The sequence below is a fragment of the Nocardioides sp. Z13_37 genome, from assembly GCF_058355585.1.
Window position 1 is genome coordinate 598331 of record NZ_JBZGDV010000002.1, and the last position, 13655, is coordinate 611985.

The window sequence follows — 13655 nt, forward strand, 5'->3', positions numbered from 1 at the left end:
TCCCGGTGCACCGGCCCACGTCTCACGATCTGACACGTTGGGGCATCCCCGCGCGAGGACCGCCCGCCCGGTCGTATGGTCTGTCCATCATGCGGAGCGTCTTCGTACTTATCGATCGCCGCGGCGGGGCCTGACAGAGAGGCCACCTCGTCGCGGTGTTCGGCGTTGACGAGGTTCCGCCACCCGGCCTTTCGCCCCCTCCGCTGGGCACCAGCCCAGCCGAGCTCGAAGTCTCCGCCTTCGCGGCGGGTCCTGCGCAGCACAGCGCGACCCGCACGCCTCGCCGGCCGGCAGCCGGGCCCGGGCGATCCCCGTACCCCTGCTTCCCCACCCGCCGCGGTGTCGGCGGCTTCGGGCTCACCCCCCTCAGCGACGCACCACGCAAGGAGTGAGCGAGATGTACCAGATGTATCCCGAGACCTGGGGCCCTGCCGCCCACGACCCCGACAACCCGCGCAGCGCCGAGAACACCGCGGCTGCCGTCCAGCGGGCGCTTGACCTGCGAGACGGTGGTGGCCAGCGTCCGGACGACAACTAGCCTTCGCGGCATGTCCGAGACCCAGCAGCCCGCCGCCGCCCGCGACACCGGAAACCCGACCCTCGCCGTCATCCCCGGCGACGGCATCGGCCCCGAGGTCACCGCGGAGGCCCTGAAGGTCCTCGAGGCCGCGGCCCCCGTGAAGTTCGACACGACGCGCTACGACCTGGGCGCCGAGCGCTACCTCGCCACCGGAGAGGTGCTGCCCGACTCGGTGCTCGCCGAGATCCGCGAGCACGACGCCATCCTGCTCGGAGCCGTCGGCGGGCGGCCCAACGACCCCGGCCTGCCGCCGGGCATCCTCGAGCGCGGGCTGCTGCTGCGGCTGCGCTTCGAGCTCGACCACTACGTCAACCTGCGTCCGTCGCGGCTCTTCCCCGGCTCCACCTCACCCCTGGCGGAGTCGGTGCTGGAGAAGGGCGACATCGACTTCGTGGTGGTCCGCGAGGGCACGGAGGGTCCCTACACCGGCAACGGTGGCGCGCTGCGGGTCGGCACCCCGGCCGAGGTGGCGACCGAGGTCTCGGTCAACACCGCCTACGGCGTGGAGCGCGTCGTCCGCGACGCCTTCGCCCGGGCGCAGGGCCGGGCGCGCAAGAAGCTCACGCTGGTCCACAAGACCAACGTGCTGGTCAACGCCGGCTCGCTCTGGTGGCGGCTCTTCGAGCAGGTCGGGGCCGAGTACCCCGACGTCACCACCGACTACATCCACATCGACGCGGCCATGATCTTCATGGCCACCGACCCGGCCCGCTTCGACGTGATCGTGACCGACAACCTCTTCGGCGACATCATCACCGACCTCGCCGCCGCCGTCACCGGCGGCATCGGGCTGGCCGCCTCCGGCAACGTCAACCCCGACCGCACCACCCCGTCCATGTTCGAGCCGGTCCACGGCTCCGCCCCCGACATCGCCGGCCAGCAGAAGGCCGACCCGACCGCCGCGATCCTGTCCGGCGCGCTCCTGCTCGACCACCTCGGCCACGCCGAGGCGGCCGCGCGGATCGAGGCGGCCGTCCTGGCCGACCTCACCGAGCGCGCGCCCGGCACGAGCCGTCGGACGAGCGAGGTCGGGGACGCCATCGCCGCTCGCCTCTGAGCCACACCTGAGTAGGTTTGACCCCATGCAGATCAGCACCACCGCCAACCCCGCACCCGCCGACGACGCCCGCCTCGCGGAGATCCTCGCCAACCCGGGCTTCGGCGTGCACTTCACCGACCACATGCTCACCCTCGAGTGGACGCCCGCCGACGGCTGGCACGCCGGTCGCATCGAGCCCTACGGCCCGCTGACCCTCGACCCGGCGACCGCGGTGCTGCACTACGCCCAGGAGACCTTCGAGGGGATGAAGGCCTACCGGCACGACGACGGCTCGATCTGGACGTTCCGGCCCGAGCAGAACGCCGAGCGGATGGTGCGCTCGTCGCGGCGCCTGGCGTTCCCCGAGCTCCCGGTCGACGACTTCGTCGCGTGCGTGGACGCCCTGGTCCAGGCCGACCAGCGGTGGGTGCCCGAGAGCGAGGGCGAGAAGTCGCTCTACGTGAGGCCGTTCATGTTCGCCTCGGAGACCTTCCTGGGCGTGCGCCCGGCCGAGCACGTCACCTTCATGGTGATCGCATCGCCCGCCGGCGCCTACTTCAAGGGCGGCATCAAGCCGGTCAACCTGTGGCTGTCGGAGTCCTTCACCCGCGCGGGGCGCGGCGGCATGGGCGCGGCCAAGACCGGCGGCAACTACGCCGCCTCGCTGGCCGCCCAGCGCGAGGCGATCGAGCAGGGCTGCGACCAGGTCGTGTTCCTCGACGACCAGCAGTTCCGCTACATCGAGGAGCTCGGCGGGATGAACCTGTTCTTCGTCCACGCCGACGGCCGGGTCGTCACCCCCGAGACCGGCACCATCCTCGAGGGCATCACCCGCGCCTCGATCATCGAGCTGGCCGGCAAGCTCGGCCACGCGGTCGAGGAGCGCAAGGTCTCGATCGACGAGTGGCGCGAGGGTGTGGCGTCCGGCGACATCACCGAGGTCTTCGCGTGCGGCACGGCCGCGGTCGTCACGCCGGTCGGCGAGCTGCGCTCGCCCAGCAGCGTGACCCCGGCGCCGGCGAGCACCGAGCTCACCATGCAGATCCGCGAGGCCCTCGTCGGCATGCAGTTCGGTCGCGCCGAGGACTCCTTCGGCTGGATGCACCAGGTCTGCTGAGGGCACACCCGTGATCCGCCCGCTAGCCTCATCCGGGTGAGCACGGCGCCACCGGACCGCGACCCCGACCAGTCGTCCTGCCGGGGGCCGGTCGCGTTCGAGGCGCAGAGCCCGCGCTCGCTGCGCGACTTCATCCGCACCGAGTCCGGCTCGGCGGGCCTGCTCGTGGTCGCCGCGCTGGTCGCGCTGGTCTGGGCCAACTCGCCGTGGTCGCAGTCGTACGTCGACCTGTGGCACACCGAGCTGTCCGTCCGCTTCGGCGAGGGCGGGCTCACGATGGACCTGCACCACTGGATCAACGACGGCCTGATGGTCGTCTTCTTCTTCGTCATCGGCCTCGAGGTCCGCAAGGAGTTCGCCATCGGCGAGCTCGTCGACCGCAGCCGGGTGGTGGTGCCGCTGGTCGCGGGCACGACCGGCATGCTCGTTCCCGCCGCGATCTTCCTGGCCCTCAACCCCTCCGGCGAGGCCGCGGCCGGCTGGGGCGCGGTCATCGGCACCGACACCGCCTTCCTGCTCGGCGTGATGGCGCTCGTAGGGCCGGCGGTCTCGACGCAGCTGCGGATCTTCCTGCTGACCCTCACCGTCATCGACGACATCGTCGCCGTCAGCGTCATCGGCGTCGTCTACTCCGACGACCTCTCGCTCGGGTCGCTGGCGATCGCCGCGGCGTGCCTGCTCGTGCTGGTCGGGCTGGGCCGCGCGGGCGTGTGGCAGGCGGCGCCCTACGTGCTGGTCGTGCTCGTGCTCTGGGTGGCCACGCTGGAGTCGGGCGTGCACGCCTCGATCGCCGGCATGCTGAGCGGCCTGCTGGTCCCCGCGCTCGACCCGCGGCGCTCCGACGTGGAGGACGCGGCGCGCAGCTTCCGTGCGTTCCGGCAGTCGCCGATGCCGGGCGTGCAGCGGGCGGCGAGGCGCTCGCTGACGCGGGCCATCTCGGTCAACGAGCGGCTCCAGGAGGCGTTGCACGCCCCGACCAGCAACGTCGTCGTACCGGTCTTCGCGCTGGCCAACGCCGGCGTCGACCTCCGCGACGGCGTCCTCGGCGACGCGCTGGGCTCGCGGTTGATGTGGGGCATCGTGCTGGGACTCGTGGTCGGCAAGTCGGTCGGCATCTTCGCCGGCGCCTGGGCCAGCGTGCGGCTCGGCTGGGGACGCCTGCCGCAGGGCGTGGGCCTGGGGCACACGCTGGCCGGCGGCGCGCTCTCGGGCATCGGCTTCACGGTGTCGCTGCTGATCATCAGCCTGGCCTTCGAGTCGTCCCGGCTCCAGGACGAGGCCCGCGTCGGCGTCCTGCTCGCCGCCGCGCTGGCGAGTCTGGCCGGCTGGCTCGCGTTCCGCTTCGCGGCCCGCTTCCTCGGCCAGGGCGACGCCGCCCTGCCGACGACCCTGAGCCGGCCGGTCGACCCCGCGCGCGACCACGTCCTCGGACCGGTCGACGCGCCGCTGACGCTCGTGGAGTACCTCGACTACGAGTGCCCGTTCTGCGCCCGCGTCAGCGGGGTCGGCAACGAGCTGCGCGCGCACTTCGGCGACCGGCTGCGCTACGTCACCCGCCACCTGCCGCTCCCGGTCCACCCGCACGCCGAGCTGGCCGCGCTCGCGGCGGAGGCCGCGGCGCGGCAGGGCCGCTACTGGGAGATGCACGAGCTGCTCTTCGCCCACCAGGACGAGCTCGAGCTGGAGGACCTCGCCGGCTACGCCGCCGACCTGGCCCTCGACGTCGAGCAGTTCCTCCGCGACCTCGACGACGAGGAGCTGGCCCGCCACGTCGCCCAGGACGTCGCGTCGGCCGAGGAGAGCGGCGTGCGGGGCACCCCCACCTTCTTCATCGGCCAGACCCGCCACATCGGCCCCCACGACGCCCGGACGCTGATCGCGGCGCTCGAGCAGTCGGAGGACTCGCCTCGGCCGATCGGCTGACCCCTGTGTCGCCGGATGGCGGACCGGAGAAGGACGGCTCAGCCGCGAGCGTCGACTGAGTCGCGGTAGTCGGTGAGCGGGACAGCAGGTCGATCGCCGCGTCCCCGGTGACGGGTGACAGAGGAAGCCGGCCGAGCCAAGTGCAGGAGGCCGCGGCCATTGACGAAGTGCACGCCGTCGATGACCTGGTCGTCGGGCACCGAGAGCCTGGCCGGGCCCCACAGCACGATGCAGGACGCGACGGTCACTCACGTGCCCGCGGTGCGGTGTCGCCCCGCCCGTCGTTCTTCAGGACGGCGCCGCCGTTTCGGGTGACCCCGATGTGGTCGAGGTCGCCGACCCGCACGGTGATGCGGTCGACCCATCCCCAGCGCAGTCCCTTCCTCTTGGCGCGCGCCAGTGCCGTCCGGTTGTTGTCCTCGCCCCATGCGCCTCGCAGCTGGAAGACAGCGCGGGGCTCGTGGGTGGTGACGGCGCTGTTGAGCAGGTGCGGAAGCGCCGCGCTGAGCCCGGCGTGCACGAGGCCGATGGCGTACCAGGCGTACCAGGCGTACGGGTTGCCGAAGGCCGAGCCCCACCACGTCGAGAGGCCGACGGCGGCGCCGTGGAACGCGACCATGGCCAGCACCAAGGGCAGGTTGCGACGCAACCATGTGCGCCGAAGACACGACAGCTCGCGGGTCGGGTAGGGCGTGACCTCGCCACCGTGAGGCCCCCATGTGTCGTGGGGTCGATCCCACCACGACGGGGCGGTCACGGTCTGGGAAACGGGTCACGCGCTGTCAGGGCATGTTGCGCGAGCCTCGCGTCGACGCTCGGTGCTCCACGACATGCTCAGGCCCCGTCACCGTGAGTGGCGGGGTGTGGGGCGGGGTCATGGTCGGCGGGGGCGCGGGATGCCGGGTGGCGCCAGTGGGTCGAGTGCGGTGGTGCCCGATGCGTCGCGGCGGTAGCGGTGGCCGTGGGGGCTGGTCCACTCGTACGTGGCGGGCGCGGTCATCTCGTAGCGCCAGGCGGTGTGGGTCTTGAGGCGGTGGTGGGACCGGCACAAGACGGCGAGGTTGTCGGTCTGGGTAGGGCCGGCCTGTGGTCTGCCCTCGGCTGCGGCGTCGTGGTCGTAGGCGATGACGTGGTCGACATCGCAGCCCCTGGCGGGGCGGGTGCACCACGGGAACACACAGGTGCGGTCCCGGAGAACGACTTGGTCGCGGAGCCGGTCGGGGACCGCGTAGGCGTCGGTGTGCAGGCTCGCGTTGAGGTCGATGACCGGCTTGATGGTGATCTTGGTGCGAGAGTCGGCACACCAGTCCTTGATCTGGTCGAGCAGGACGAGCCGCTGGCCCTCCTCCAGGCGACCGGTCGGACCGAAGACGGTGGCGTCGCCGGAGAGGCTGGCGTCGAGATGGGCGTGCAGCACGACCTCCCGCGCGACCGGCAGCCCGTCCGCGGAGCACGTCGCGGTGGCGCCTTGGTGGTGGAGGTCGAGGGCGGCCTGCGTCCGGGCCAGGTCGCCGAGGGCTGCGGAACGGCGCGCGTCGAGCGACTCCGCGGAGCCGAGCGCGGCCAGGGTGGCGGCGCCGTGGGCGAGCGCGCGGTCGAGGTCGATGGCGTCGGCCATGTCGAGCTCTGCCTCGAACCACATCGTGCCCGCGAAGTGGACCTCCTGGTCGTGGAGGGTGGCGTGGCGGGGGTCGACGTAGAGGTAGCCGTCCTCCGGATCGGAGGCCGGGTCGGGCGCGGCGAGGTCGTAGCGCTTGATGGTCTCGGCGACGAGCCGGTCGAGCTGCGCCGGGCCAATGCGCCCGGCGACGGCGGCCACCTGCGCGTCCACGTACGCCGCCGCCTCACGAGTGAGCGCCGGGGTGGTGTGGATCGTCGCTTCGGCGACCGCCCGGGCCCGCCATGCTGGCACCCTGCCGGAGTGGACCTGGGTCCACAGTCGCGGCAGGCGGTGGCGCAGCTCGAGTGCGTGGCCGATGAGCCTCTTCGCGGACACGGTCGAGACGCCGAGCACCGAGCCGAGCTCTGCGACGCAGAACTCCGCGACCAGCGGCGTGTCCTCGCCGGCGATGGGCTCCTCGTGCTCACATCCCGCCACCGTGAACGTCGCGGCGGAGTGGATCGACTCCGGCGGGTGCGGGTCGGCCCACCTCGCGGCGAGGACGAGCTGGCGCGCGGCCTCGGCGTTCTCGGTCTCGCGCGACCTCTTGATCGAGGCGAGCAGGTCACCGGCGGTGAGGTCCTCGACCCCACCCGCCCGTGGCCACGCCAGCGTCTCGATCGTGTGTTCGATTCTACCGTCGACCACCGACATTCGCCCGCCGTCGCCGATCTGTGGAGGGGTGACGCCGGGCGTGGCTCGCGGCGGGGACGGGACCACCCGGCACCCCCCACGACGGACCGGGTCGGCAGGGCCGGACACCCCCCCGAGCAGACAGGTGCGGTCAGCGCGAGCCCGGGTCGCGCCCCGCACACCGGATGCAGGTGCGCGCTGCCGGGAGCGCCTCGAGCCGTGCGTCGCCGATCGGTCGCCCGCACGACTCGCACACTCCGTAGGTGCCGGCGTCGACCCGCTCCAGCGCCGCATCCACCTCGGCCACGCGGCCTCGCACCTGCCGGACGAGGGCGCCGATCTGCGAGCGCTCGAACGCGATGGTGGCGCCCTCGGGGTCGTGCTCGTCGTCGGCGTTGGTGTCGAGGGACGCCGCGACGACGGCGTCGTAGTCGCCGGTCAGGCCGGCCAGGCGCGCGAGGGCCTGGTCGCGCTCGTCGGCCAACCGTCGCCGTGTCTCGTCCACCACACCATGGTCGCCGACGGCACCGACAGCGCCGCGTGCGAGCCGCCACCGGCTGCGCCGCGGGAGCCGCGATCACGGGGATCCGACGCCTGCGGCACTATCCTCGTGCCGTGACGACGTCCCCGAAGGCGCCGCCGCCCGGCCTGACGGTGGGCGGCTACGCCCTGCGAGCCCGCCTCGGCGAGGGCGGCATGGGAGTGGTTCACCTCGGCCAGCGGCCGGGGGAGCGCCCCGTGGCGATCAAGGTGCTGCGCCCGCACGTGGTCGGCGACGACGAGGCGCGTCGCAGGCTCGCCCGTGAGGTCAGCTCGCTCAGCCGCGTCCGCAGTCGCCGCATCGCCGAGATCGTCGACGCCGACCCCTTCGGCGAGATCCCCTACGTCGCCACGCGCTACGTCCCGGGCCTCTCTCTCCACGACCACGTGCAGGAGGAGGGGGCGCTCGAGGGCGACGACCTGGTCTGGTTCGCCGACTGCCTCGCCGAAGCGCTCGAGGCCGTCCACTCCGTCGGCGTGCTGCACCGCGACATCAAGCCGTCCAACGTGATCATGGAGGGCCGCACGCCGATCCTCATCGACTTCGGCCTGGCCCGGGTCGCGGAGGATTCGCGCATCACCATGAACGGCTGGCTGCTCGGCACGCCGGGATACCTCGCCCCCGAGATCCTCTACGGCGACGACGCCACGGCCGCCTCCGACGTGCACGCCTGGGCAGCGACGGTGGCGTACGCCGGCACGGGTCGCGCGCCGTTCGGCCGCGGTCCGTCGGTGGCGGTGATGGACCGCGTGCGCCGCGGCGAGCACGACCTGGTCGGCCTCGACCCCGACATGCTCGAGCTGGTGGAGCAGGCCCTCGCCCCGGAGCCCGCCGACCGGCCCTCCCTGACGGAGGTGCGCGACTGGCTCGACGACCTCGGCTCGTCGGTCGGATCGGAGCCCGCCCGCCGCACGTCCGGCCCGATCACCCTGCCCTACGTCGCCGGCGTCCGGCAGGACCTCGAGGCACCGACCCGCGTCGGCACCGTCGCGCCCGGCGCGCCCGCGGAGCCCGTGCACTGGTCCGACGACTGGGACCACCCCGGCCACGACCGCACGGACGACTGGCACGACGACGCTCCGGCCCACGACTGGCGCGACGACGACCGCACCGACGCGTGGCGCGACGACGACGCGACCATCGGGTGGGGCGACGCCGCCACCGCGCCCCACCGCCACACGCGCGTCCTGCCCGACGGCTCGGTCGAGTACGTCTCCGACTACGGGCCGCCCGAGCGCGCGCAGGTGCCGACCGGCCAGCGCGTGCGTCGCTCGCTCACCCTGCTGGCCCTCGGCGGCGTCGTGGCCGGCGCCATCACCCTCGCCCCCTACGTCGCATTCGGCGTCCTCTTCGTCGTGGTCTGGCTGCTGCGCAGCGGCTCGCTCGCCGCGGCGTCCGCCGGCAGCCGTCGCGACCGACGCGGGGCGCGCTGGTACGACGGCATCCAGGTGCTGCTGTCCGCGCCGTGGCACGCGGTGGCCGGCGCCGGGGGCTCGCTGGTGCTCTTCCTGTGGAGCGCGGGCATCGCGTGCGCCGTGGCGCTGATCTGCTTCGCGGCGTCGCTGTCGATGACCACCTCGCTCGCCGCGATCGGCGTCGTCTTCGCCATCTCGACCTGGTGGGGTCCGGGCTCCGAGCGGCTCCGCTCGCCGGTCCACCGCCTGCTCGACCCGCTCGCCCGCCGCGGTGTGCCGTGGCTGCTCGCCACCCTGCTCGTCGCGGCGGCCGGCTCCGGCCTGGCCGCGGCCGCGACCGCACAGGGCACCAACTGGGCGCCCGACGACTCCGCGCCGTTCTCCGGCGTGCGCCTGCCCGCCTGGCTGTGACGGACCTCGCCGTGTAGCGGCGGGCGTCGGGGGTACCTGACGGGTTCACCCACCGACAGCAGGAGGACTGATGAGCTCCGACCAGCCCGACATCGGCACCGAGATCGGCACGGACCCCGCGGTGGACGTCACCGGGGACACCACCGACAACGAGAGCTACCACGGCTACAGCGTCGACGACGAGAACCAGCCGCAGGGTGAGGGTGACAGCCTCGTCGACGACCGGGGCCTGGCCGAGCCCCTGGACGAGGGCTACTCGCCGCCGGAGAAGTGGTCCGCGGCGCAGGGCTACGGCAACACCCCGCTCGAGGAGAGCATGGGGGAGTCGCTCGACCAACGGGTGGAGCAGGAGGTCGTCGAGCCCGACCCCTACGAGCAGGCGGCCGAGGAGGCCGACCGGGGCGAGCTGGCCCCGCTCGTGGCGGAGGACTCGAGCGACGGCGAGGCCGTCCAGGCCGACGTCGAGGCGGCCGAGGGCGAGCGCGCGGGCCGTCTCGTCGCCGAGGACGAGGGCGCACGCACCGACACCGAGAAGGACCTCGTCGCCGAGGACGTGGGCATCGACGGTGCCGCGGCCGGAGCCGAGGAGGCCGCGGTCCACGTCGTCGACGACCCGGTCGCCGACGACCCGGTGCTGCTCGACGCGGAGGTCGTGGACGAGGAGCCCGCCGGCACCGAGTGAACCATCGCGCGAGCCCCCGGCCCGGGCGGGTCGGGGGCTCGCGCGCGTCCGACCGCCTCAGCCGCGCGGCTGGGCGGGATTGGTCGGGTCGCGTGCGACGGCGGGTTGACAGGCGGTCCCTCGGTCATCGAGGCGGCGGGAGCCTCGCCGGCCGGGTCGAGCGCGTGCGAGCGGGACTCGATCGAGCCGGGAGCCAGGTTGTCGTAGCTGTCCAGGGGGAGCTCGTGGTCGGTCATGTCGCCGATACCCACTCGAGCCCTCGGCACGCGTGCCGTAGCAGCCCGTCTGGGGTGGGCGCCGGTCCCCCCGCGGATGAGCGCTCGCCGCCCTTTGTCGGTAGACAGGGGCGATGACATCCCACCCCGACCCGACCGAGCGTCCCTCGTCCCCCGGCGAGCGCGACGACCTGAGCCGACGCGTGAACGCCGTGCTGGAGGAGCGCGGGGTCCGCTTCGGTGGGGCAGGAGGCCATGCCTTCCGTGCCGACCCCGTCCCGCGCCTGCTCGACGCCGAGGAGTGGGAGCTCCTCTCGGCTGGGCTGGCGCAGCGCATCCGCGCCCTCGACGCCTTCGTGGCCGACGTCTACGCCGAGCGCCGCTGCGTGAGCGACGGCGTCGTGCCCGCCCACGTCCTGGACGCCACCCCCTACCTCGAGCCCGACCTCCGCGGCAGCGCGCCGGTGGCGGGTGCCTGGATCTCGGTCGCCGGCTTCGACGTGGTCCGCGACGAGAGCGGCACCCTGCTGGTGCTGGAGGACAACGTCCGCACGCCGTCCGGGATGGCGTACGCGATGGCGGTCTCCGAGGCCGTGTCGGAGGTGCTGGACGTCGAGCAGCCGGCCGGCCTCGAGGAGTGCGCCTCGGCGCTGCGCGGCTGCCTCGAGGCCACCAACCCCGACGGCGAGGGCGCGCTGGTGCTGCTGACCGACGGTCCGGACAACTCCGCCTACTACGAGCACCGCCGCCTCGCCGACGAGGCGGGGCTCGCGCTGGTCGAGCTCGACGGCCTGCGGCCCGACGGCGACGGGCTGCGGCTGGCCGACGGGACGCCGGTGCGCGCGGTCTACCGGCGCACCGAGCAGGACGGGCTGCGCGCCACCGATCCCGCCGCCGACGTCGCGGGCCGGCTGCTCGCGCCGTGGCAGGCCAGTCGCGTCGGCATGGTGAACTGCTACGGCACCGGCGTCGCCGACGACAAGTCGGTCTACGCCCACGTCGACGACATGGTCCGCTACTACCTCCACGAGGAGCCGCAGGTGCGCTCGGTGCGCACCTACGACCTCACCGACGCCGGCCGGTTGCAGGAGGCGCTGGATCGCCTCCCCGACCTGGTGGCCAAGCCGCGCGACGGCGCCGGTGGCCAGGGCGTGGTGATCGGGCCGTCGGCGTCGCAGGAGGAGCTGGCGACGACCCGCGAGGCCATGCGCAGCGAGCCGCAGCGCTGGATCGTGCAGGACGTCGTGTCCCTCTCCACGCAGCCCACGATCGTCGACGGCGTGCCGCAGCCGCGCCACGTCGACCTGCGGCCCTTCGTGTTCTTCGACGGCCGCGACGTGACCGTGCCCCGCGGCGGCCTGACCCGCGTCGCACTCGAGGAGGGCCAGATGGTGGTCAACTCCTCGCAGGACGGCGGCGCGAAGGCGACCTGGGTGCGCTAGCCCGCCAACGCCGCCCGGCCCCGGGTCGCCGACGTGCCGAGGTCGCTCCTGACCAGCGCCACGCCGAGCCCCTCCGCCTCGACGGCGCTCGCGAGGTCGCAGTTGTTGCTCATGTACCGCAGGAGGTTCACCGCGTCGGAGGTCGGCGCCGACCGGCGCGCGAGCCTCGACGCGACGTGACCCGCGGCGACCGGATTCCGAGACGTCCGTCTCACCGCACGTCGATCGGTGGCACGATGGGCCTCGTGAGCACCCTCACCATCATCATTGCCTAGCGCGACGGGAACACCCGCCGCGCCCACCTCCTGCACCCCAGGAGGTTTTTTTCTGCCCCGACCGCACCGACCGAGAGACCTCCGATGGACCTGCACGGCTCGTTCCACGTCTACGACACCACCCTGCGCGACGGCGCCCAGCAGGAGGGCCTCAACCTCTCCGTCGCCGACAAGCTGAGCATCGCCAAGCAGCTCGACGGCCTGGGCGTGGGGTACATCGAGGGCGGCTGGCCGGGCGCCAACCCCAAGGACACCGAGTTCTTCCGCCGGGCCCGCGAGGAGCTCGACCTGCGCCACGCGCGGCTCGCGGCGTTCGGCGCGACCCGCCGGGCGGGCGTACGCGCGGCGGACGACCCGCTCGTCGCGGCCCTGCGCGACTCGGGCGCGGGCGTGGTCACCCTGGTCGCGAAGTCACACGACCGGCACGTCGAGCTCGCCCTGCGCACCACGCTCGAGGAGAACCTCGCGATGGTGCGCGACACGGTCAGCCACCTGCGCGCGGAGGGCCAGACGGTGTTCCTCGACGCCGAGCACTTCTTCGACGGCTACCGCGCCAACCGCGACTACGCCCTCGAGGTCCTGCGCACCGCCGCCGAGGCGGGCGCCGAGGTGGTCGCGCTGTGCGACACCAACGGCGGGATGCTGCCCGACTGGGTCTCCGACGTCGTGCTCGACGTCATCGAGACCACCAGCGCGCGCGTCGGCATCCACGCCCACAACGACAGCGGCTGCGCAGTGGCCAACTCCCTCGCGGCGGTCGCGGCCGGCGCGACGCACGTGCAGGGCTGCATCAACGGCTACGGCGAGCGCACCGGCAACGCCGACCTCGTCACCGTCGTGGCCAACCTCGAGCTCAAGCTCGACCGCGCCGTGCTGCCCCAGGGCCTGCTGCGCGAGGCCACCCGCATCGCGCACGCGGTCGCCGAGGTCACCAACGTCCCGCCGGCCTCGCGCCAGCCCTACGTCGGCACGTCGGCGTTCGCGCACAAGGCCGGGCTGCACGCCAGCGCGATCAAGGTCGACCCCGACCTCTACCAGCACCTCGACCCGATGGTCGTCGGCAACGACATGCGCCTGCTCGTCTCCGACATGGCCGGGCGCGCGTCCATCGAGCTCAAGGGCCGCGAGCTCGGCTACGACCTGTCCGACGACCGGGAGCTGGTCACCCGGGTCACCGACCGGGTCAAGCAGCTCGAGCAGCGCGGCTACACCTTCGAGGCCGCCGACGCGTCCTTCGAGCTGCTGCTCGCCGAGGAGGTCGAGGGCGCGCGCCCGTCCTACTTCGGCGTCGAGTCCTGGCGCGTCATCACCGAGACCCGCACCGACGGCGAGGCGATCTCCGAGGCGACGGTCAAGCTGCGCTCGGCGGGCGTGCGCTACGTCGTGACGGGCGAGGGCAACGGTCCGGTCAACGCCCTCGACGCCGCGCTGCGCGAGGCGATCGGCCAGGCCTTCCCGGAGGTCGCGAAGTTCGAGCTGATCGACTACAAGGTCCGCATCCTCGACCAGGGCCACGGCACCGACGCGATCACGCGGGTGCTCATCGAGACCACCGACGGTGAGTCGTCGTGGGTCACCGTCGGCGTCGGAGCCAACGTGATCGAGGCGTCGTGGGGCGCTCTGGTCGACGGCCTCACCTTCGGCCTGCGCCGGCACCACCGTTGACGTCGAGGGACGTACGACGAGGCCCCGGCGGATCTCTCCGCCGGGGCCTCGTGTCGT

At 73.3% G+C, this 13655-nt stretch carries 11 protein-coding genes; 8 read left to right on the forward strand and 3 right to left on the reverse strand.

The features are described from left to right. The first annotated feature begins 388 nt into the window (after positions 1 to 388). Genes AC4H2S_RS07870 through nhaA form a run of 4 tightly spaced genes read left to right on the forward strand, consistent with a single transcriptional unit; the run spans position 389 to position 4659 of the window. Complete coding sequence (locus tag AC4H2S_RS07870) at positions 389 to 538, forward strand: hypothetical protein (RefSeq protein WP_491496407.1); 150 nt, start codon at positions 389 to 391, stop codon at positions 536 to 538. A 10-nt stretch (positions 539 to 548) separates the two neighbouring features. Beyond that, positions 549 to 1637, forward strand: a complete 1089-nt coding sequence (locus tag AC4H2S_RS07875) for a 3-isopropylmalate dehydrogenase (protein WP_491496408.1) — start codon at positions 549 to 551, stop codon at positions 1635 to 1637. A 25-nt stretch (positions 1638 to 1662) separates the two neighbouring features. After that, complete coding sequence (locus AC4H2S_RS07880) at positions 1663 to 2736, forward strand: branched-chain amino acid aminotransferase (protein WP_491496409.1); 1074 nt, start codon at positions 1663 to 1665, stop codon at positions 2734 to 2736. A gap of 36 nt (positions 2737 to 2772) precedes the next feature. Next, positions 2773 to 4659: a Na+/H+ antiporter NhaA gene (gene nhaA, locus AC4H2S_RS07885; protein ID WP_491496410.1), complete on the forward strand. Its 1887-nt coding sequence runs from the start codon at positions 2773 to 2775 to the stop codon at positions 4657 to 4659. 244 nt (positions 4660 to 4903) lie between these two features. Here the strand turns inward: nhaA and AC4H2S_RS07890 are convergent, their stop codons facing one another. The 3 genes from AC4H2S_RS07890 to AC4H2S_RS07900 all read right to left on the reverse strand — a co-directional run bounded on the left by AC4H2S_RS07890 (position 4904) and on the right by AC4H2S_RS07900 (position 7457). Further along, positions 4904 to 5287, reverse strand: a complete 384-nt coding sequence (locus AC4H2S_RS07890; RefSeq protein WP_491496411.1) for a hypothetical protein — start codon at positions 5285 to 5287, stop codon at positions 4904 to 4906. A gap of 246 nt (positions 5288 to 5533) precedes the next feature. After that, entirely contained in the window at positions 5534 to 7039 is a 1506-nt protein-coding gene (locus AC4H2S_RS07895) for an HNH endonuclease signature motif containing protein (protein ID WP_491496412.1), read from the reverse strand. A gap of 64 nt (positions 7040 to 7103) precedes the next feature. Further along, on the reverse strand, positions 7104 to 7457 hold the full coding sequence (locus tag AC4H2S_RS07900; protein ID WP_491496413.1) for a TraR/DksA family transcriptional regulator: 354 nt from the start codon (positions 7455 to 7457) through the stop codon (positions 7104 to 7106). Between the two features lie 110 nt (positions 7458 to 7567). Between AC4H2S_RS07900 and AC4H2S_RS07905 the strand changes: the two genes are divergently transcribed. From AC4H2S_RS07905 to cimA, 4 genes are all read left to right on the forward strand, one after another. Further along, entirely contained in the window at positions 7568 to 9319 is a 1752-nt protein-coding gene (locus tag AC4H2S_RS07905) for a serine/threonine protein kinase (protein ID WP_491496414.1), read from the forward strand. 70 nt (positions 9320 to 9389) lie between these two features. Continuing rightward, positions 9390 to 10001, forward strand: a complete 612-nt coding sequence (locus tag AC4H2S_RS07910; RefSeq protein ID WP_491496415.1) for a DUF5709 domain-containing protein — start codon at positions 9390 to 9392, stop codon at positions 9999 to 10001. A gap of 349 nt (positions 10002 to 10350) precedes the next feature. Then, positions 10351 to 11658 carry a circularly permuted type 2 ATP-grasp protein gene (locus AC4H2S_RS07915; protein ID WP_491496416.1) on the forward strand — a complete coding sequence of 436 codons (1308 nt, stop codon included), beginning with the start codon at positions 10351 to 10353 and terminating at the stop codon, positions 11656 to 11658. A gap of 359 nt (positions 11659 to 12017) precedes the next feature. After that, positions 12018 to 13598 (forward strand): citramalate synthase, encoded by a 1581-nt coding sequence (gene cimA, locus AC4H2S_RS07920; RefSeq protein WP_491496417.1) that lies wholly within the window; start codon positions 12018 to 12020, stop codon positions 13596 to 13598. The last annotated feature ends 57 nt before the right edge of the window (positions 13599 to 13655 follow it).

Coding starts and splice junctions, on each gene's coding strand:
- AC4H2S_RS07875 (WP_491496408.1), top strand. CDS start 549: ATGTCCGAGACCCAGCAGCCCGCCGCCGCCCGCGACACCGGAAACCCG.
- AC4H2S_RS07880 (WP_491496409.1), top strand. CDS start 1,663: ATGCAGATCAGCACCACCGCCAACCCCGCACCCGCCGACGACGCCCGC.
- AC4H2S_RS07910 (WP_491496415.1), top strand. CDS start 9,390: ATGAGCTCCGACCAGCCCGACATCGGCACCGAGATCGGCACGGACCCC.
- AC4H2S_RS07915 (WP_491496416.1), top strand. CDS start 10,351: ATGACATCCCACCCCGACCCGACCGAGCGTCCCTCGTCCCCCGGCGAG.
- cimA (WP_491496417.1), top strand. CDS start 12,018: ATGGACCTGCACGGCTCGTTCCACGTCTACGACACCACCCTGCGCGAC.